Origin of the sequence: Nostoc sp., from assembly GCF_041747015.1 — a bacterium.
Classification (GTDB): domain Bacteria; phylum Cyanobacteriota; class Cyanobacteriia; order Cyanobacteriales; family Nostocaceae; genus Nostoc.
The window spans coordinates 15079-34200 of the sequence record NZ_JBGTFY010000359.1 but is presented as its reverse complement, the minus strand read 5'-3'; the positions used below and the strand labels follow the sequence as shown (position 1 = coordinate 34200).

General features: G+C 40.7%; 19 protein-coding genes. 11 read left to right on the top strand and 8 right to left on the bottom strand.

Annotated features, from left to right (window positions below):
• Nucleotides 1-134: 134 nt before the first annotated feature.
• Entirely contained in the window at nt 135-761 is a 627-nt protein-coding gene (locus ACEW80_RS28735) for a hypothetical protein (RefSeq protein ID WP_373529873.1), read from the bottom strand.
• 571 nt (nt 762-1332) lie between these two features.
• Here ACEW80_RS28735 and ACEW80_RS28730 point away from each other — a divergent pair.
• From ACEW80_RS28730 to ACEW80_RS28710, 5 genes are all read left to right on the top strand, one after another.
• Nucleotides 1333-1665, top strand: coding sequence for a DUF565 domain-containing protein (locus tag ACEW80_RS28730; protein WP_373529872.1), 333 nt, complete (start codon nt 1333-1335; stop codon nt 1663-1665).
• 15 nt (nt 1666-1680) lie between these two features.
• Nucleotides 1681-2733: a glycerate kinase gene (locus ACEW80_RS28725; RefSeq protein ID WP_373529871.1), complete on the top strand. Its 1053-nt coding sequence runs from the start codon at nt 1681-1683 to the stop codon at nt 2731-2733.
• Between the two features lie 451 nt (nt 2734-3184).
• Nucleotides 3185-4000: a DUF1838 domain-containing protein gene (locus tag ACEW80_RS28720; protein ID WP_373529870.1), complete on the top strand. Its 816-nt coding sequence runs from the start codon at nt 3185-3187 to the stop codon at nt 3998-4000.
• A 141-nt stretch (nt 4001-4141) separates the two neighbouring features.
• Entirely contained in the window at nt 4142-5185 is a 1044-nt protein-coding gene (locus ACEW80_RS28715) for a cyanophycinase (RefSeq protein WP_373529869.1), read from the top strand.
• 271 nt (nt 5186-5456) lie between these two features.
• Nucleotides 5457-6914 (top strand): alpha-amylase, encoded by a 1458-nt coding sequence (locus tag ACEW80_RS28710; protein WP_373529868.1) that lies wholly within the window; start codon nt 5457-5459, stop codon nt 6912-6914.
• A gap of 274 nt (nt 6915-7188) precedes the next feature.
• On the opposite strand, the gene ACEW80_RS28705 is transcribed toward ACEW80_RS28710, so the two are convergent.
• Both ACEW80_RS28705 and ACEW80_RS28700 read right to left on the bottom strand, forming a co-directional pair.
• The gene (locus tag ACEW80_RS28705; RefSeq protein WP_373529867.1) at nt 7189-7536 is read right to left on the bottom strand and encodes a hypothetical protein; all 348 of its coding nucleotides are present in this window, start codon (nt 7534-7536) and stop codon (nt 7189-7191) included.
• Nucleotides 7537-7614: 78 nt separating this feature from the next.
• Nucleotides 7615-9099 carry a CIA30 family protein gene (locus ACEW80_RS28700; protein WP_373529866.1) on the bottom strand — a complete coding sequence of 495 codons (1485 nt, stop codon included), beginning with the start codon at nt 9097-9099 and terminating at the stop codon, nt 7615-7617.
• A gap of 135 nt (nt 9100-9234) precedes the next feature.
• Here ACEW80_RS28700 and ACEW80_RS28695 point away from each other — a divergent pair, with 135 nt between their 5' ends.
• The 3 genes from ACEW80_RS28695 to ACEW80_RS28685 all read left to right on the top strand — a co-directional run bounded on the left by ACEW80_RS28695 (nt 9235) and on the right by ACEW80_RS28685 (nt 11360).
• Nucleotides 9235-9744, top strand: coding sequence for a HugZ family protein (locus ACEW80_RS28695; RefSeq protein ID WP_373529865.1), 510 nt, complete (start codon nt 9235-9237; stop codon nt 9742-9744).
• Nucleotides 9745-9807: 63 nt separating this feature from the next.
• Entirely contained in the window at nt 9808-10716 is a 909-nt protein-coding gene (locus tag ACEW80_RS28690) for an alpha/beta fold hydrolase (protein ID WP_373529864.1), read from the top strand.
• Nucleotides 10717-10964: 248 nt separating this feature from the next.
• Nucleotides 10965-11360 carry a hypothetical protein gene (locus ACEW80_RS28685; protein WP_373529863.1) on the top strand — a complete coding sequence of 132 codons (396 nt, stop codon included), beginning with the start codon at nt 10965-10967 and terminating at the stop codon, nt 11358-11360.
• Nucleotides 11361-12072: 712 nt separating this feature from the next.
• Here the strand turns inward: ACEW80_RS28685 and ACEW80_RS28680 are convergent.
• Complete coding sequence (locus tag ACEW80_RS28680) at nt 12073-12657, bottom strand: Uma2 family endonuclease (protein WP_373529862.1); 585 nt, start codon at nt 12655-12657, stop codon at nt 12073-12075.
• A gap of 72 nt (nt 12658-12729) precedes the next feature.
• Nucleotides 12730-13323, bottom strand: coding sequence for a DUF411 domain-containing protein (locus ACEW80_RS28675; RefSeq protein WP_373529861.1), 594 nt, complete (start codon nt 13321-13323; stop codon nt 12730-12732).
• Between the two features lie 310 nt (nt 13324-13633).
• Here ACEW80_RS28675 and ACEW80_RS28670 point away from each other — a divergent pair, with 310 nt between their 5' ends.
• The gene (locus tag ACEW80_RS28670) at nt 13634-14575 is read left to right on the top strand and encodes a DNA polymerase III subunit delta' (RefSeq protein WP_373529891.1); all 942 of its coding nucleotides are present in this window, start codon (nt 13634-13636) and stop codon (nt 14573-14575) included.
• 19 nt (nt 14576-14594) lie between these two features.
• On the opposite strand, the gene ACEW80_RS28665 is transcribed toward ACEW80_RS28670, so the two are convergent.
• Nucleotides 14595-14885 (bottom strand): hypothetical protein, encoded by a 291-nt coding sequence (locus ACEW80_RS28665; RefSeq protein WP_373529860.1) that lies wholly within the window; start codon nt 14883-14885, stop codon nt 14595-14597.
• A gap of 195 nt (nt 14886-15080) precedes the next feature.
• Between ACEW80_RS28665 and ACEW80_RS28660 the strand changes: the two genes are divergently transcribed.
• A complete protein-coding gene (locus ACEW80_RS28660; RefSeq protein WP_373529859.1) occupies nt 15081-15845 on the top strand; it encodes an N-acetylmuramoyl-L-alanine amidase in 765 nt (254 codons plus the stop codon).
• A 112-nt stretch (nt 15846-15957) separates the two neighbouring features.
• Nucleotides 15958-17523 (top strand): glucosaminidase domain-containing protein, encoded by a 1566-nt coding sequence (locus ACEW80_RS28655; protein WP_373529858.1) that lies wholly within the window; start codon nt 15958-15960, stop codon nt 17521-17523.
• Nucleotides 17524-17865: 342 nt separating this feature from the next.
• On the opposite strand, the gene ACEW80_RS28650 is transcribed toward ACEW80_RS28655, so the two are convergent.
• Nucleotides 17866-18426, bottom strand: a complete 561-nt coding sequence (locus ACEW80_RS28650) for an HPP family protein (protein WP_373529857.1) — start codon at nt 18424-18426, stop codon at nt 17866-17868.
• Nucleotides 18427-18497: 71 nt separating this feature from the next.
• Nucleotides 18498-19073, bottom strand: coding sequence for a TetR/AcrR family transcriptional regulator (locus tag ACEW80_RS28645; protein ID WP_373529856.1), 576 nt, complete (start codon nt 19071-19073; stop codon nt 18498-18500).
• Nucleotides 19074-19122 lie beyond the last annotated feature (49 nt).

The following is a 19122-nucleotide window of genomic DNA, read 5'->3' as shown; positions in this document are numbered from 1 at the left end:
GGTTATCTATCTTTTGTTCTTCTTCAACGAAACAAGTGTCAAATATTGAGTAACAAATTTAAAATTTAACATTTTTTACTTCAGTACTCAATACTCAGGACGGGCTAAACCCAAGTATCCGCTAACAGCACTATTTATTGACTCAACACTAATTGCCATTCTCTGTTTTGAGAATTCCACTTAGGTAATTGAGTTTCTCCGACAACATAGGGACCCCAGTAGCGACGGGAACCATCTTGTGCGAAGACAACTAAAATATCTCCCTTCTCCAGCTTTAAATTATTTTGAGGTAAGGATAGAATCAGTCCCTTGTCACTACCTTCTTGGGGAGCAAAATCCCAATGTGCCGGTACATCATAGTTAGCCTGTTTAGTAGCAGAGCTTTTTGCTACCGACTGTCGTGCCAGTAGAGCCAACCGTACAGGCTGATTTGTTTGATTGCTCATCCGCAAAGTTCCTTGATCTTTGGGTTTGTCAGCCGATTTATCACGATTTGCCAAGACAGGATAAGTTTTTTCTCTACTGCTATGTTCTACTTGATTGCTTGGAGTGGATAGGCTACTAGCCGAGATAACTTTTTCAGGTGAAACGGGTATAGACAAAGTTTTTTCCCACTTTTGAGGTTCATTTGGCTGTTGTGAAGATGTCTCTGGGTTTGTGGATTCAAAGGATACGCTCACTCCAAAGCATCCCACCATAACAACAAGCAGTCCCAAGCAACAAGCTGTAATGCCGACGTTACCATACACTGAAGATTTCATATTGATAGTTTTTAGAAATAAATATTTTGTCTATACTTGACCAAATATTAGCCTATTATCACAAAAGGCAATCACACAAAGTAGCCTAATATACGCTTTCCTGAAATAGGAGAACGAATGTATTATGAATATCATTTTGATTAGAAAGCATTTAAAGTAAATAATCTCCTCGATGTTTGACCAACAAGGACTATAGATACTCATTGCTTTGTATTTTGTATATTGACCGTAGGCTTGGATAAAAAATAAAATTTAGATACCGAGCCAGCCAATTCATTTGTATAAAAAAATTGAAACTTCGTGAAACCATCAGCGGCCTCAACAAGTCGTCCTTTGGAAAACCCTTAGATAAATCTCAGAGATATATTATATATTTCATCTTGTGCCAGGATAGGCAGCTTTTTAAGGGCTTGTACTCCGCTAAAGATGATAATATATTGCAAATTTCAATCAACACTGGAAGCCCAGTACATATCTACAATAGTAACAAACAAGCTTATGTTAAAACTAATATTTTCCTTAGGATAGAAATATTTAAAGATATCTTGACTTTATCTCAGAAGTCCATTTAATGCAAAACACTCGTCTCAATAACTTGTTCGATACCATTGCTACACGCTTGGGGCAATGGTTTTTAAATCCTTGGCGGCGACTATCGTTGCTGATAATTAGTTTTCTGTTCGGTTTTTTTCTGGGAAACGCAGTATCCACTACAGCCGGTCAAGAGGGTGTATTGGACATTGTGGTAGCGGCTTTTTTAGTACTGTTGACGGAAATTACCAGTAGGATATTTTATAGTCGCAGCTTTTTGTCAAAGCGATCGCTCTGGGTAGACTCACTAAATCTCCTCAAGGTTGGTTTTATCTACAGCCTGTTTCTCGAAGCCTTTAAGCTGGGATCATAGGGAGATGGGGAATTTATGAATTTATGGCTGGGTGAAATTTTGGCAACGGATGCGATGGGGAAAACTTGGCAGCAGCAAGCTAGAGTTGCGGCGCTAGCAGATGAGTTAAGGGCGATCGCTTTTGGGATTACGCCCGAAAATGTCGGTAAAGTTATAGAAGAGCGATCGCATTTACTAAAATCTGTCCTCCCAGCTTTTAATCAATTCTGCCAAACTACCCTCCAAATCGAGCCCAAAGAAATGTTACAGGTATTGTGGGACTTGTGGCTTCCTTTGGGGATCAAACTAGCATCACAGCGCCAAAAGTTGGAACGCCCTCTGATTCAGGGAATATTGGGAGGACAAGGCACTGGTAAAACCACAATGTCCAAGGTTCTCAGCTTGATTCTCGATCAATTGGGATATCGGACTCTGAGTTTATCATTGGATGACTTATATAAAACTTACAGCGATCGCTTGCTTTTAACACGGCAAGATCCCCGCTTGATTTGGCGAGGCCCACCAGGAACCCACGATATAGATTTAGGTTTAAATCTACTAGACCAAATCCGCCAGTTGCAAAGTCCAGTTATAGTACCCCGCTTTGATAAATCTGTCTATGAAGGTGCTGGCGATCGCACTACTTCAGAAATAATCACAGGTGTAGATATTGTACTCTTTGAAGGTTGGTTTGTGGGCGTGCGCCCAATCGACGCAGATCTATTTGATATTGCACCGCCGCCAATTCTCACAAATGAAGATCGAGCATTTGCCCGTGATATTAATCGTCGCCTCCACGATTATCTACCACTATGGGAGCGATTAGACAGCTTAATTTTGCTCTATCCCACCGATTACCGTTATTCTTTGGAGTGGCGTAAACAGGCGGAACAGCAGATGATTGCTGCGGGTAAGTCGGGGATGAGCAATGCAGAGATAGAGCAATTTGTCAATTATTTTTGGCGATCGCTTCACCCAGAATTATTCATCAAGCCCTTGGTAAAAGATGCAAGAGCGGTTGATATGATTATTGAGATTCATGCCGATCATAGCTTTGGTGCAGTGTATAGCACAATACGCTTGGGTTAGTGATATTTAGTGTTTGGAGATCCCCCAACCCCCTTTTAAAGCTACGGTGTACACGCAAGTCGGAAATAGTAGTCTGTCAAGAAATAATTAACGAGTAGATTCTCTGTAGAGACGGCGATTTATCGCCGTCTCTACATGAGGGCTTTCTGGCTTGTCCCAACCCTATTGGGGTAAAACAAGACTGACTTGTGTGTATAGTGTAGTGTCGATGCAACAAAAGTGCAGGTCGATACAACAAAGGTGCAAGTCAAAAGAAAAGACTTGTGTGGGCTAATATTTTTACCCCCTTTTTAAGGGGGTAGCCGCAGGCGGGGGGATCTCAACCCAAGCGTATTGCGGTATAAGTTACCTCGCTAGACTATTGGCTTAAATACGTTCAGCACTCCTAAAGATGCAACTTGAATGCTAATTAGCTTATTCTTTTGTTATCCAAATACTAAGGATGTTTTAGATGGTTGCCCAAACCCAAGAACTTGAAGCCCAGCACTGGGTTAAAACTCGTTCTTCCCTCGACCCTAACGAATCCACCTTTCTGATTTGGAAAGGTAAAATTTACGCTTTTATCCCCGGCGAGAAAAGACAACTCCTGTTTAAGATACTGGGATTGAGCGTTAGCCGATGTATTCCCACGGCAGAAGGTAGCTGGGATTTTACTTCCAGAGAACTGACTTACTACCTTCATCCAGAGACAGATGAGGTTTTGCATAAATGGGAGAATCCTTGGACAGGTGAGACAGTTCCGGTGATTCACGTTGCCAATAATCCCGTGCAGGGGAACTTTAAGGGAAATTTTCCCGCACAAGTAGATGGTGATAGCACAACCTTCGTTTTTGATATATTTCCCTATTACCCCAATCCCCTAGCAGACGATCCAAAATTTGCCGAGTACAGCCAAAATCCAATTTATCAGGCAGCGGAATTGTTTAAATTAACCGTGCCAACCGCAGATTTATTTAATACAGCACTTTCCTCAGTTTCTCAACTTAAATTGAGTTGGGATCGGATTGGTCAATGGCTTCCCTGGATGAAAATGAGCGATCGCCCTGGTAATCTGATCTACAGTGCGATTGGCAGCAAAGTCAATGGTTTAGCAGAACTGCCCCCACTGCTGCAAGAGGAAATTAATAACCGAATTCCTTTATATAAACAAGCTCCAAAAGCCCTTATAGATGGAGAAGATGTGACCTCATGGTTATACTTCCAAAAGCACTTTCAGGCTTACTTGGCTGGTGAAATCTTCCCACTTCCCCAAGCAGAAGAGGTTTAAATTAGTGGAGTAGCGCAGAGAATTAATGATTACTCTGGGCTATTCTACGTTAAAAAACAGTACAAGCCCTGTACGCTGGAAATTCTCCCCTCTCTAGTGCGAGAGTTAAACTAATGCGCCTCTAAATTGCACATTTTTAATATGACAAAGGCATTCCCAAATATAGCAGAGCGCTTGAAGAGTGCAGGAATCAAGTTGTCGAACATGGGAACCTTCCTCATAAACGGTTTTATCGCCAACTGGAAACGCTACTTCCTGGGCGCTCCTGTTGATGTCCACCCTTCCCCCTCCTTTGATGTCCGTCCTTCCTTAGCAGGCCCAGTCCTTAGCTTGGGTGGGGGTGGCCCCGATGTCGATGATGCTATCCAGTGGTTGATTAACCAAGTTAGGGGGGGTACTAACTCCGCCATCAAAGTTAATGTTGTAGTTATCCGCACTTATGGTAATCACGATTACAATCGGCTAATTTATGCGATGAAGGGCGTAAACTTTGTAGAGACTCTTGTTGTTAGCAATCGGCAAGACGCAAACAAAGCCGAGATTGTGGAAAAAGTCCAAAATGCTGATGTGATTTTCTTTGCTGGCGGTGATCAATGTCAATACATTCGCAACTGGAAAAATACTAAGTTGGAGACTGCTGTCAAGTCAGTTTACGCTAAAGGAGGTGGTATTGGTGGCACCAGTGCGGGTGCAATGATCCAAAGTGATTATGTCTACGATGCTTGCGCTTCTTCCGAAAAAGGCATCGAAACTAGAGATGCACTTGAAGATCCCTACCGAGACATTACTTTTACTTACAACTTTTTTAACTGGAGCAATTTGAAGGGCACCATCGTAGATACGCACTTCGACAGGCGAGAAAGAATGGGTCGGATTATGACTTTCATTGCCCGTCAAATTAAGGATGGTGTATCTAGCAGTGTTTTAGGCATAGCAGTTAGTGAAAGTACATCAGTTCTTATAGATAAAAACGGTTTGGTGAAAGTTTTGGGTAGGGGTGCAGTATACTTTGTACTTGGCAATCATCTGCCGGAAGTATGCGAACCGCGATCGCCTTTGACCTTTTCCAATTACAAAATTTGGAAAGTTCGCAGTGGTGACACCTTCAACCTGAAAAACAGACCAACTTCTGGATACTATCTCAGGAGTGTCAAAAGGGGACGGATTGATTCAAATCCCTATTGAGTGGGGAATAAAAAGTTAAAACTTGACCTTCCGAGGCTTAAAAGGTCAAGTTTTAACTTTCTCTTCGTGCTGCTGTTGACTTCTTTAAAAGTGGTAACATCGCTTTTGTAACTGCAAACACTCCAAAGACATTTGTTTCGTAAGTGTGTCGCAGTGTATTAATATCACCTTGACTAGATTGAAGTTAGGAAGTGTGATCAAAGCACATATCCTAACATCAGAGATTTTTGATAGAAATCTGTAAAACTAAAGATTCTACAAAGGCGATCGCATGACAAACGGCGTAATAATGCAGTATTACCATTGGTACATCTCCAATGATGGTACATTATGGGACAAGCTGGATAAAACAGCCAATGAGCTAGCTAATGCAGGCTTCACTGCATTATGGCTGCCGCCAGCTTATAAAGCCAGTGGTGGAGCATGGGATGTTGGATACGCAGTCTACGATTTGTTTGATTTGGGTGAGTTCGATCAAAAAAATACTGTTCGGACAAAATATGGAACACGCGAACAATATCTGACAGCGATTAAAACGGCACAGCGTGCAGGTATTCAAATCTATGCCGATGTAGTTTTCAACCACAAAGATGGTGGGGATGAAATAGAACGCATCTCGGCTCAGGAAATGGATTGGAATGACCGTAACCGTGCAGTCAGCGATTGGTACGAAATTGGAGCTTATACAAAGTTCAATTTTTCTGGTCGTGGAGATAAATACTCCAGTATGAAATGGTATTGGTGGTGCTTTGATTCATTGTCATACAACGCCGATACCCAAAGGGCAGACAAGCTCTACCGCCTTAAGGATAAAAATTTTGAGACGGAAGTTAGCCACGAACACGGCAACTACGATTATTTAATGGCCAACGATCTGGATACGGGTAATGACCTGGTGCAAGGTGAGTTGAGGTATTGGGGGCGTTGGTTTATTGACACCACAGGGGTAGATGGCTTTCGCATTGACGCTGTTAAACATATCCGCTCCACTTTTTTCCGCGATTGGTTAAACCACCTACAAGTTCATTTTGGTGGGCGGGAACTGTTTAGCGTTGGGGAGTACTGGTCTCAAGATATCAATGCCTTACACGGTTATATTGCCTCTAGTGATGGGCGTTTGTCGTTATTTGATGTGCCTTTACATTTCAAGTTTCACCAAGCTAGTCGCCAGGGCAGTAGTTTCGATCTGCGATCGATTTTTGATAAAACCTTAGTTAAAGAACAACCTGCCCTAGCTGTTACCTTTGTCGAAAACCATGATACCCAACCTTGCCAATCCCTAGAGTCGCCCGTTGAACCTTGGTTCAAGCCCATAGCCTATGCACTAATTTTACTGCGCCGAGAAGGCTATCCTTGCGTTTTCTATGCAGATTATTACGGGGCAGAATATCACGATAAAGGACGTGATGCTACCCTTTACTCTCACCGTTTCTTGATTGACAAGTTCTTGAAGGCGCGTAGAGAATACGGTTTTGGCGACCAGCATGATTACTTTGATCATGCTAACACTATCGGTTGGACGCGCTTGGGTAATCGGGAACATCCGGGTGCAATGGCTGTAGTGTTGACCAATAGTGCACCAGGGAGCAAGTGGATGAATGTGTTCCGACCCAATCAGGCATTTTACGATGCCACGGGACATATAAACGATATTATTCACACAAATAACGACGGATGGGGAAATTTCCCCTGTCCAGGTGGTTCAATATCCGTCTGGCTACAAAAATAGTTTGAATAGGAAACCAATAATTTTTAACGTTATGTATATTTTACATAACGTTTAACCTTTATCTAGTATCTAGCAAGCATTGTCGAGGCTCTGGAGGATATGAAATACCTACCAATGTTTCTAAACCAACTCCTAAAGCTTCCAGGATTAATTTACTTATTAGGTAAGAGTTAAAATATTGATTATATTGTTAAGTAAATATTAGTTGATATCACAATATTATCATAGCGATCGCTGTTATAATATTAATGGCTGATAGACGCAATTGAAATATTCAACGCGATTCTATTTTGGAAACTCGCTCCTCTAATTTGTTAACTTGTTGCTTCAATTCAACTACCAAAGTTGCAAGACGATCAAACATCCGATCTGGTTGTGATAAGTTTTGCCTAGAATTATTTGACTGTCGTGGGGTAAGTGTTGTTCTTGAGGATGGAGATTGACGGTTTTTACCTAGTTGAGACTCTATCTGATTTAACCGCAATTCAACACGATTAAAGTCCGCTTCTAGGTTGTTGATGCGAGACTCCGCTTGCTGCGATGAGGCAGTTTTGGAAAATAAGCCGCCCCATATAATTGTTACTAAAACCCCAGCGATTACTAGCACCTTGATTTTTTTCATGTCAATAGATAAACTCTGACAACAGCTTATGTAAGTAGGTTTTGCTGGTATATTTACAGAATAAAAGTCCGGGAGATTTCATTTATCTGGTTGTAAATTAGAAAACAAACTCTGCAAATTTATAGAATTGACAATATTTTCTCCCTGTTTAACCTCAAACGTCATGTTACACATTTTTTCTATTTCTAACCCTTGTACACAAAGTTCTGCCACATCATCACGGCTAATTTTGCCCTTAATATTATCGCCTTGCTCGAATATTAATTCCTTACCCCCTGGTTCTTCAGTTAAAGCACAAGGTCTAATGATTATATAAGGAATTCCGCTTTCTCTTAAACTATCTTCTCCCTTCAACTTCCAAGTCAAAATTCCTCCCAATTGGTCATTTAATCTCACCGCAGGGGGTTCTTCATCTAAATTAATGCCGGGGCGTCCGGGACGAGTCACGCCTGCTGAACTAATGAGGATGAATTGTGGTAAAGGTGTACCGCCATAAGCCTTAATTGATTCCACTTGTAAAGTAAAATTACCAGGTAAAAATTTAGGATTTAAAGCGTTATCATATTCAAATTTGCTCAACATTAATTGGAATGAACAAATTTTACTCTGCTCAATTGGCGGTGCATCTTTGACAGTTTTTGCCCGAAATACGGGAATCAAATCTGCAAAAGGTACATGAATATCTATCCAAGTGTTAGCAACAGTGTCGAAAGAATGACCATAACCAACGCCATCCCATTTATCCTCTGTCCGCAGAAAGATTTTATAACGTTGACCGTCGCCTTTAATCCGCAATTTTACACCTTCATAACCTGATAAGTTGAAGGGTGGATCAAAATTCTTAGTTCTAACAGAAGCAAATCCGCCAGAATTAGCGGTGGAGACATTACCAGCAAACAAAGCTGTATCTTCCACTAATTGCATATTACTTGCACTCACGCCACCCATGACAACATCATCCACCGCACCCCAGATAGTCTTTAATTCTGCTGATGGCTTTGTGAAATCAAATATCAGTTTTTCGTTTGCTTGGGGTAGATATTTTGCTGCCGCTTGGACTAAGTTTTTGACACCTTGATATTCGACATTTTCTGGGGTATCGCCGACAATTTCGGGTTGGTAAAATTTAACACCTTGATAGTATTTGGCTCTATCTGCTGTGTCTCCCTCTACTGGTTGCACGCGCACTGCTGTACAACAAATTAGAGCTTGGATATCAGCCATCACTAGAGGAGTTAAAGTTTCTGGTTGAGTAATATCTGCAACTACTAAGTCAACATCGTTACCAAGAATTGACCGGGCTTTATCAATATCACGTACTAGCGCCCGAACATTATAACCATGTTTTAGCGATCGCTGCACCACTCGTTTACCTACACCACCTGTTGCGCCTGCTACTAGTATTACGCCCACGTTTCTTCCTCCATTGGGTCTATCTTGATTATCCTTAGGACGACCTTGAATTAACTGCTGTACCCAGTTAAGGAAAGGAATCACTTCAAAGTAAGTCAGGGTTTCGATAAACCTGCCTAAGTCCCATTGAGAACGATTTTTGTCAGTCATACTTGCGTCCTCATAACTTTCTTAAGTCTAGCCTAATGTTTGTTTCTCAAAATCCTCCGGTACTCATAACTTGAATAATGCTCAATCACGTTAGGATACTTAATTATGTGTTCCTAACTAAACGGTAATTTACTTATGAGCCAACTTGAAAACATTCAAGCTGAGTACGAAAAGTTTCCTGAAGGATTTCAGAGTGTAATCATTAGCACCGTGAGCGCATTGGCAATACCTAATGCTAGTTATGCTCCCATTGTGATGGATGATTCCAAAAATATCTATATTTACGTGAGTGGTCTTTCGACTCATACCAAAAATCTCTATGCCAATCCTCATGTTAGTGTGTTGTTTATCGAGGATGAGGGCAAGAGTAACTTAATTTTTGCCCGTCGCCGTTTGAGTTTTGATTGTACGGCAACTTTGATAGAGCGTGAAACAGACAAGTGGAATCAAATTGTTGAACAATTTCAACAGCAGTTTGGTCAAATTATAGAGGTTTTGCGCGGCTTGTCTGATTTTCGGATTTTCCAGCTAACTCCTAGTGAAGGTCGTTTTGTAGTTGGTTTTGGCGCAGCTTATCAAATTAGTGGCGATAACCTCCATCAACTTGTTCAGATCACAGGAGATAGTGAACAAAAGCAAGTTTAACACTTCAAAATTCAAAAGAGTTTCAGATTTTTATTTCAACTTAAACTAAACTTTATTAATTTTATGCTTAAGTTTCAACCTCCTGGCTTTGGACATAAAGTTATCCACACATCCTTGGGGGCAATGGTTTACTATACCCAAACTAGTGCACCTTGGGCGTTCGCCCCTGGCGTTGGCGGAGCCATCGCTGATACTGAAGATTTACCCCCATTACTGTTTCTTCACAACTTTGGTGGTGGAGCGTCTGCATATGAATGGTCTAAAGTTTACCCGGCTTTTGCCTCTAATTACCAGATTTTAGCCCCCGATTTAATCGGTTGGGGAGAATCGGCTCATCCAGTCCGGGATTATAAAATTAGGGATTATCTCAGCACGATCGCTGAGTTTATCATCAAAACTTGTCGCCAGCCTGTTACGGTGGTAGCCTCATCCCTAACAGCTGCTTTTGCTATCCGTCTAGCTATTGTTCAACCGAATTTATTCAAAGCGCTGTTTTTGGTGTGTCCCTCTGGATTTGATGATTTTGGGCAGGGTGTTGGACGCAGACTTCCGCTTTCGGTGATCAATATACCTCTGTTAGACCATTTAATTTATATCCTTGGTGCTGAAAATGAAATTGCAGTCCGAAACTTTTTACAAAGTTTTCTGTTTGCCAAGTCTGAGCGAGTATCCCCAGAGATGGTGGAGGCTTATTTAACTTCTGCACAACAGCCTAATGCCAAGTTTGCCGCTTTGGCATTTTTGCGGGGCGATCTGTATTTTGATCTGAGTTTATATATTCGGCAACTGACAATTCCCACTGTCATATTTTGGGGAGAGAAGGCACAATTTACTAGTATCAAACTAGGGCGACGCTTGGGAAATTTAAATCTAGGCGCAATTCAAAATTTTTATGCGCTCGCAGATGCAGGAACATTACCTCATTTGGAAATACCAGAAGTTATCATTGGTTTATTACGGCGGTATCTTTAGAAGTAGTGCAATGAACGGTGGATGCTAGATATGGATTTTGCTTCTCCTTAGGTTAAAACTTTTGGACTTATTGCTCGTTGCTTGTACCTATAGACGAATTACAAATATTTATTCATCTAACAAGTCACCTCTTCCCCAGGATTTAAAAAGCCTTACTTTTTCATAACTGAGATATGCCTTTTGTTAGAAGGATAATTATTTTTTTATAGTTAATCTTTATTTGTACTCAAAAAAGCAAGCTAATTGGCATGACAAATTTAATTTCTAGAACTGTTAGTTATATCAGCTCCCTGCTTAAAGGACTTCAGGTAAAATCTTTTTTAGCTGTTGTCCTAGTTGGTTTTGTCGTGCTTACGACAAATGTTGCTCCTGGGCAGAATAACAAAGCCCTAAAGGAAAGAGTTCGTGATCAGATAGAGCAAGATGATTCTCAAAGACCTAGAACAATAGGGGAGTGGAATAAAGAAGCTCGTGAAACGGAAGGTGCGCCTGGTAAACGACTTCAGAAAATTGGGGAAGAGTCGGCAGAAGCCTTTAAAGAATTTGGATCTGGGTACGTAGAGGGTGCTAAGAAAACTGCTAACGATGTAGGCGACAGTGCGGTACAGGCAGGCGAAGACATCTCTAACAAAGTTAAACGCTAAATCCTTTGTAATACTTCATTGGTAACGAATACTGATACCAATTCTAGGTGAAGTTGGACATTAATGCCCTCTGACTAAATCGTGGGGCTACCTGAATAAAGCCCTGCATGGTGTGCTTTCGTTGCGTTCGACACACCACGCAGGCTACTTATATGTAGCTTCATACACAAACGGTATGAAGACTTTTGTCAACCAATGATTAATAATAGTGATGCTGGTAGTTAACCCAGGGCTATTTCATTCTAGGCATAAACCGCCTAGAACTAAAGTTCCAGGCTAATAGCTAAAGTCCGTTAAAACGGACTATAATCTTTTTTCAGTCGTCTTTAGACGACTTTCGCTATTAGACTCAGAATTCATTCTGAGGCGGGCTAGATGAGAATGAAATAGCCCTGGTATAGCGGTTCCCGATCTAGTGAGGTACGTTGTCAACGCTACTAAGCTTGGTAAACAAGATTTTGGTGTACCTCAGTTGCTTAGGAAACGCTATAGTTAACCAACGAACTCTTTCAATATTTGGATAACGTGCTACAGTTTATCATTATACTATCTTCGTGTGCTTGTTACCAAATAATAAGTAAAAACTTTTAGTTCGAGGCGATCGCTGCGGATAAAAGAAGGTTTAATTTTGAAGAAAAATTCGCCTTAAGAAAAGGTAGAACTGCGATATTTACCACTATTCAACGTTTCTAAAAGCAGGCAAAGGCAGACATTAAACCTGTCCGGCTGCCAATATTTGAACTGCGGTCAAATTCAGCGTTGGAAAAGTCATTGATGTAATCAAGTCTGTTCCCTGAAATATAGCTTCTTCATACAGCCCATCCACCAGAGTTAGCAAGGTTACTTTGGCTTGATCAGCATCAACAATCCAATATTCAGGAATACCCCGTGCGGCATATTCAGAACGCTTATAGCGGTAGTCTCTATCCTGGTTTACCTTTCCAGGAGAGACAACTTCAACCACCATTATTGGAGAAGGCATATCTGGGGCGATCGTAGCTCGTTTACCCGCTAGAACCGTTAATAACTCCTGCGTCAATATCATTAAATCTGGCAGTCGCACACGAGTCCGGTTGCCCATCACTACCAATTCTGTATCTTTGTGGCGAATGAGTTGAATTGGGATAAACTTGATAAATTCCGACAGTAGATAGAGAGAAATTAAGTTATTTCTATCCGTTTCCGGTGGCATTTCAACTAACTCTCCATCTACAAGTTCGTACTTAGTATCTGTGCCATCATCATAAGCAAGGTACTCTTCAGGGGAGAGTTTCTTGACGGTTGTGGTAGTAGTCATCGTCTTGACAAATCCCTCTGCTACTCGTCACTTTGGACATCTGATAATTGTATCAGATAAATGATTTCAGGATTAAGAAGACGGGTACTTATTGAATACCATAACTGAGTCCTTGCGATTAAAGGAAAACACAGTAAACGGGTCTTTTTGATTCCCCATCTCCATGCCAGGAGTGCCTACAGGCATATTAGGAACAGATAAACCAATAACATTTGGCTTTTCTTGAAGCAGACGTTTGATGTCGTTTGCTGGGACGTGTCCTTCGATGACGTATCCATTAACAATTGCTGTATGGCAAGATGACAAGTTATCTGGCACGTTGAACTTTTGTTTGATTGTTTCAATGTCAGGCGTAGAAAAATCTGTAATTTGAAAACCCTGTGCCTTTAAATGGTCAATCCACCCGCCACAACAATTACATTCGGGACTGTGATATACAGTGGCATTTAGCGCTGTTGGTTTAAATCTAGTGATACTGCTCAGTTGAGCATTGGCTGCAACAAAAGTCGGAAAAAGAGCTTGAGCATTACTCACAGGAGCAACGCTTCCTAAGATGCCCAACATTCCTGCTGTTAGACAAATCGTTACTACTACTTTCACAGCAGCAGGTACCAATATGGGAGATAACCATTTTTGCCAGCAATAAATAAATTGTTTGTGCGACATCTGAGACTTCCTAATTCCTATAAAGCAAAATCGATTCCTGACCAGTTTTCATAACTACAAGCGCAGGCGCAGCCCGCCGTAGGCATCGCTCATTAAAGCTACTATTAACTCTACTGTTAATTTGGGGTCGTGAGAAATGCAAAAATCGCAACTTTGTTATGTGCGATCGCCCAATTACAATAAATATGAACTTGAGTTCATTTGGCTTTATCGTCGTAGCGCTGATTTGCGGTAGTTAGGCATTGTAACGGTGCTAGTATCTATAATATACGGATATTTATAACTCTTTTGTTGGCGAAGGTATTAGACTATTAACTTATTTGCACCACTTGTAGGACAACAGCAAGCCATAGAATTACTCACTCAGGCTGTCAGACAAAACCGGGTGGCTCCAGCGTATCTATTTGTCGGGCCAGATGGTGTAGGAAGGAGTTTAGCAGCAAGGTGCTTTGTAGAATTGCTATTTTCTAGTGAAATAGGAGTCAATGCGTCTTTACAAAACCGTTTACGCCAAGGAAACCACCCAGCTTTGTTGTGGGTGCAACCAACGTACCAACATCAAGGACAACGATTAACAGCAGCAGAAGCAGCCGAGAAAGGAGTTAAGCGGAAAGCACCACCTGTAATTCGGCTAGAGCAAATTCGGGAAATTACCGAGTTTTTGAGTCGTCCGCCTTTGGAAGCGCCGAGGAATGTGGTAGTGCTGGAGGAAGCTCAAACAATGGCAGAAGCCGCAGCCAATGCTTTACTTAAAACTTTGGAAGAACCGGGACAGGCGACGTTAATTTTAATTGCACCTATGCCTGAGTCTGTATTGCCAACTTTGGTGTCACGCTGTCAACGTATTCCTTTTTATCGTTTAGATGCAGAATCTTTGGCTGTTGTACTCACACAAACGGGTCATCAAGAAATTTTGCAAAATCAGGCAGTATTGAATATAGCATCTGGCAGTGCCGGAAGTGCGATCGCATCTTACGAGCAATTACAAACTATTCCCCCTGAGTTACTCGAAGACTTGAAAAAAGCCCCTGCTTCTTACCGCAAAGCTTTGGAGTTAGCCAAAAAAATTGATCAGGATTTAGATACAGAAGCACAACTATGGTTAGTTGATTATCTTCAGCAGTTCTACTGGCAGCAGTGGCATCAATCTAGTATCATTAATCAGCTAGAACAAACTCGTAAATACTTACTTGCTTACGCTCAACCACGGCTAGTTTGGGAATGCCTACTTTTATCTCTATGCCAAAAATAAAACTGTGGTTGTCTAACATTTAAAAAGGGCTTGATTCTCTAATGCTTTGAGACTGCTGGTAGCGACGCAAAACAGATTGGATATTTTTTTTACAGACCTCTTCACCAACTACCTGAGAAAGCGATCGCCACAACTGGCAACCGACTTGTTTAATGTAGTCGTGTTCATAACTTATCTGCACCGCAATTTCTGCATAGGTGCGTCCCAGCCAACTTTCTAGCAATACCACAGATTGAACGTCATTAAGCCTTTGCCCAAAGGTAGAGTCTAAAAGAGTATCGACTAGATTCAGCGCCTCTTGTGCCGTCATGGGTCAGCCTGCTTCATTTATACATTGAACTTACGATATTTCTCCTTCTAACAAGATTTTTATGTAAAACGTTACAATTTTTTACAGTAAATACTCACTTTTTCTCACCTACGGAGCGATCGCATTTGGGTTAATAATGAATACAGTGTAGTAAGTTAATGCATACCTCTCAAACTATAAAAAGGACATCAACCTATGAAGTTTGGTATTGATATCGGACACAATTGCCCACCTCACGATGTAGGAGCAACAGGCATTCAACAAGAAGATACTTTAACGAAAGCAGTTGGTACAAAGTTAATACAAAAACTCAAAGCAGCAGGTCATACTGTTGTTGATTGCACTCCTACAAGTGCTAGCAATGTAAACGATTCTCTGAGACAGCGAACCAATAAAGCGAATGCTAATAACGTTAATGTCTTTGTCTCGATTCACTTTAATAAATTCAATGCTATAGCTAGTGGCACAGAAATTTTTGCCATTAGTAATACATCAAAAGGTATAGCTAAATCAGTTCTGAAAGAGATTATTAAACTTGGGTTCAAAGATAGAGGAGTTAAAAACACAGGTTTCTTTGTTCTGAAGAATACACAAATGCCAGCTATTTTAATTGAGTGCTGCTTTTGTGATGCCAAAGTAGATATGGATCGCTTTGATGCCGAAAAAATGGCCGAAGCGATTAAAGATGGATTAATTGGTGAGTCAGACGAAGATGAAACTAAACCTGATAAAAGTTACATTTTGGAAATTACAACAAAAACTCTTTTAAAACCTTCTACAGAACAGGCATCAGAGTTACCAAAAAATTCTCTATTTGATATTGAACCAGGAAAGTACCCAGTTTTAGATGTCCGTTTTGAGGAAAACCATTATTGGGTTAAGTGGCCTGATAAAAGTAAAGGAAACAGAAATGAACATTTTGTTTATGCTGGACACAGCAAAGTTATAGAAAAACCTTAACTAATTCTATATAAATCATTTCTGAATAACCAGATTACCGATTTCTTAGAGAATCGGTAATCTCAATCAATTTTCAAATTACTATTCAAAGACTTTTTAATAGGATAAAGCTATGCCATTACTAGATGATTTAGTCAACAATTATCTTCGTAAAGATTTAACAGTAATTTTTACGCAAGTTGGCATTGAATCTGACAAAATTTCTGATATAAATCGGCAAGTTTTAAAAGAAGTTAACCTCGCTCAATGGTTACTAGAATCTGCTAGAGGCAAAAGTGTTCTTGCTGTCAGTGCTAATAATTTTGCTGGCTTAAAATGGCGAGATCCTGATATGAAGGGGTTTGCCGAGCCTTTGAAAATAAAAGTTCCTTCTGAACCAGAAGAAGTTGAATTTTGTAAATTCTTAGATATTGATGCTTTTATTATTGGTTATTGGAAGTTTTTAACTCGCTCTCCCTATAAAGGCTTAGAAGAACATACCAATACGCCAGAAAACTTCCTTGGCTTTCTCAAAGCTAAAGGTTATTCAACTGATCCTAACTATGTTAGTAAAGTTGTAAACTTGCTTCCAGATGCTCAGAACTTGTTAGCTAATGCAGAAGGAGTTGTCATTCCCACATTAGTAGAACAACTTCAACTAATTCGTGCGCCTCAAGAAGTAGAAGTAGGGCAAAGTTTCAGAGTTGAAGGCGTAGCACCTTTAGCTGATAGTGGAAAAATTTTGTCGGTGATGATTGATGACAAATTCCCAGCCCCAAGTGTACCAATCAAAGAGGATGGCAGGTGGCAATTTGATTTCGTCTTTAAACAAAAAGGCGATCGCAAAATGACAATTGCTGTCAATGATCAAACTTTAGAGATCAACATTAAAGTCGTTGTTCCTTTCGATAACAAGGACAATGAAAACACTCCACAACCTACAGCATCAAGTTTACCAGGAGCAAAAGTCATTAAACTCAGTGGTAGTGTGGGAATTGGCGGAGTAAATAAAGCTAATGATGTTAAGGCAATTAAAGCTCGATTGCATGAACTAGGCTATAAATGGGTAGGTGATCCTAATAGTGCAGAAAGAGACAGAGGACTATCTGACGCGATCAAATTATTTCAATCAATTATTGCTGGTCGCAGTACTCTTAATGGTGATGGGCGAGTTGATATTAGTGGAATAACTCATCGATGGTTGCAAGCAGCTAACGCACCACGGTGGGAGTTGATGCCAAAAAGCGATCCTAATAATGGTTTCGTTAACGGTGAACTGGAAGACACCCAAGATAATCATGATTTTGGAACACACTGGTTAGCTGATGTTATTAAAGAAATTGCCCAAGATTATCAAAACAGTTATCGTAATACTCACCCTACAGCTGCTCCGTTCGCAATTAACGATGTTAGCCTTCCTCATGGAGGCGATACTCCCGACCATCATGGACATGAAACTGGCATGATGTGCGATGTTTACTTAACCAAAAAAAATGGAAATTTTGGTGGCATCCTTTGGTCGAGTTCTGAATATGATCAAGATGCTACACGAGCTATTCTCAAGTCCATTCGTAAGCAAAAGCTGGTAAGGGCAGTCTTTTTCAACGATCAACAGCTAATTAGAGAGAAACTTTGTGTTTCTCTGAGTGGTCACGATAATCATATTCACTTTGAAATTAACCCACCGATAAGAAGCTAATATCGAGTCCGGTTGAATACTGATCATTTAGATTGACGCGGAATGTAGGTTGATAAGTAATTATGCGAAGTGTACGTTTAGCGAATTATACTTAAATCTCGTTCGCACAGTTGGGCTGATTTGGAGAATGCGACAGGAATCAGAGGTTGTTCGTGTATTCCGCACCTTTGCAACTAGTCACTATTGGCAGAAAGGGGTTGTGATCAAAACTAGTGGCTTTGCTGAAAGAGTAATAGTAGGGCTGAAATGAACAACCGAAGATGATCACACCCATACAGCATAAGGGCTTTCAGAGCATCTTGTAGGGAATTACACGGTTATTGACAGGATGCCCAATTTGCTTCACCAATATTTCGGGTATCTACTTTCGCGGGTAAAATTATTATAGAGAAGCGCAACTAAGATTAAAATTATTGCCCCAAAAAGAGTGGGAAACAGCAGAAAACTCCATACTGGTTTTGTCAGGTAAATAATAACTGGATTGGAGCCTGCTGGTGGGTGAGTTGTTCGGGTAAGCATCATCACAGAAATGGCAGTACCAACAGCTATACCAACTGACCACCAGGTTGCGCCAAAAAGCGTCAGACATATCAAACCAATCAAGGAACTCAAAAAATGACCTCCAAGAATGTTTCGCGGTTGTGAAAAGGGCGCGTCTGGAAACCCAAAAATCAAAACACAGGATGCTCCAAAAGAGCCTAGTACAAGTGCTACAGAAAATGTATTGGAGAGAAGTGCAACTGCACTGATTGCCACAAATCCTCCTAACCAAGCAAGTATTATTGCTCTAGCCGAATGCTTAGGAGGCAGTTTAGTATTATCTCCTTTTAGCTTCTCAAAGAAATTTATCCAAGACGCTGCTTTTCTGCTGCTACCAATATCGCTATTTGATTGCCTTACCATACAGATTTACCTCAAATTATTAGCTACTTTGTACAGACTGCTCTGTCTAACACAGTCAAAAAAATAAATGGTTAATTAATTAACTGCCTCACTGCTTCTCGTGCAGCTTCAATAGATCCTGTTGACCGATAAATTTGACTCTTAATAATTGCTCCTTCAAATAGAAGATAGATTAAATCGGCAAGCATTGCTGTGTTCTTTTTCTTGGGTGAAATATTCAATCTGTCAACAAGTTGCCTAATATAATCTTGCAAAGCATTTTTGTGGTCTACAACTAAGAGCCGAATTTTACTGTCGGGTGAAGGAAATTCAGAGGCGATGTTTAAGAAAGCACAGCCTCTAAAGTTGCTATTAGGCAACCACCGTTCTAGAAAAGTAAACAGACTCAACAAACGTTCTTGGTCATTTTCATTCTGTTCAACAAGAAGCTGCAACCAAGAAAACCAATCTTCATGACGCTTGTGCAAGTATGCTATACACAACTCTTCTTTGGAGGAAAAATGGTGATAGAAACTTGCTTTGGCTACCCCTGCTTCGGCAATCACTTGATTGATACCAGTAACATGGTAGCCTTGCTCGTAAAACAGCCTAGATGCTGTTTGTAAGATTTTTGTACTAGAGTCACCAGATAAATTTTGTGAGGTCATAAGATTAAGAATACTTTAGACAGACAAGTCTGTCTAGTACTGATCTGAA

Bases quoted from the DNA above. Each gene is read 5' to 3' on its own strand.
- ACEW80_RS28735 (WP_373529873.1), bottom strand. From the start codon at position 761: ATGAAATCTTCAGTGTATGGTAACGTCGGCATTACAGCTTGTTGCTTG.
- ACEW80_RS28730 (WP_373529872.1), top strand. From the start codon at position 1,333: ATGCAAAACACTCGTCTCAATAACTTGTTCGATACCATTGCTACACGC.
- ACEW80_RS28725 (WP_373529871.1), top strand. From the start codon at position 1,681: ATGAATTTATGGCTGGGTGAAATTTTGGCAACGGATGCGATGGGGAAA.
- ACEW80_RS28720 (WP_373529870.1), top strand. From the start codon at position 3,185: ATGGTTGCCCAAACCCAAGAACTTGAAGCCCAGCACTGGGTTAAAACT.
- ACEW80_RS28715 (WP_373529869.1), top strand. From the start codon at position 4,142: ATGACAAAGGCATTCCCAAATATAGCAGAGCGCTTGAAGAGTGCAGGA.
- ACEW80_RS28710 (WP_373529868.1), top strand. From the start codon at position 5,457: ATGACAAACGGCGTAATAATGCAGTATTACCATTGGTACATCTCCAAT.
- ACEW80_RS28705 (WP_373529867.1), bottom strand. From the start codon at position 7,536: ATGAAAAAAATCAAGGTGCTAGTAATCGCTGGGGTTTTAGTAACAATT.
- ACEW80_RS28700 (WP_373529866.1), bottom strand. From the start codon at position 9,099: ATGACTGACAAAAATCGTTCTCAATGGGACTTAGGCAGGTTTATCGAA.
- ACEW80_RS28695 (WP_373529865.1), top strand. From the start codon at position 9,235: ATGAGCCAACTTGAAAACATTCAAGCTGAGTACGAAAAGTTTCCTGAA.
- ACEW80_RS28690 (WP_373529864.1), top strand. From the start codon at position 9,808: ATGCTTAAGTTTCAACCTCCTGGCTTTGGACATAAAGTTATCCACACA.
- ACEW80_RS28685 (WP_373529863.1), top strand. From the start codon at position 10,965: ATGACAAATTTAATTTCTAGAACTGTTAGTTATATCAGCTCCCTGCTT.
- ACEW80_RS28680 (WP_373529862.1), bottom strand. From the start codon at position 12,657: ATGACTACTACCACAACCGTCAAGAAACTCTCCCCTGAAGAGTACCTT.
- ACEW80_RS28675 (WP_373529861.1), bottom strand. From the start codon at position 13,323: ATGTCGCACAAACAATTTATTTATTGCTGGCAAAAATGGTTATCTCCC.
- ACEW80_RS28665 (WP_373529860.1), bottom strand. From the start codon at position 14,885: ATGACGGCACAAGAGGCGCTGAATCTAGTCGATACTCTTTTAGACTCT.
- ACEW80_RS28660 (WP_373529859.1), top strand. From the start codon at position 15,081: ATGAAGTTTGGTATTGATATCGGACACAATTGCCCACCTCACGATGTA.
- ACEW80_RS28655 (WP_373529858.1), top strand. From the start codon at position 15,958: ATGCCATTACTAGATGATTTAGTCAACAATTATCTTCGTAAAGATTTA.
- ACEW80_RS28650 (WP_373529857.1), bottom strand. From the start codon at position 18,426: ATGGTAAGGCAATCAAATAGCGATATTGGTAGCAGCAGAAAAGCAGCG.
- ACEW80_RS28645 (WP_373529856.1), bottom strand. From the start codon at position 19,073: ATGACCTCACAAAATTTATCTGGTGACTCTAGTACAAAAATCTTACAA.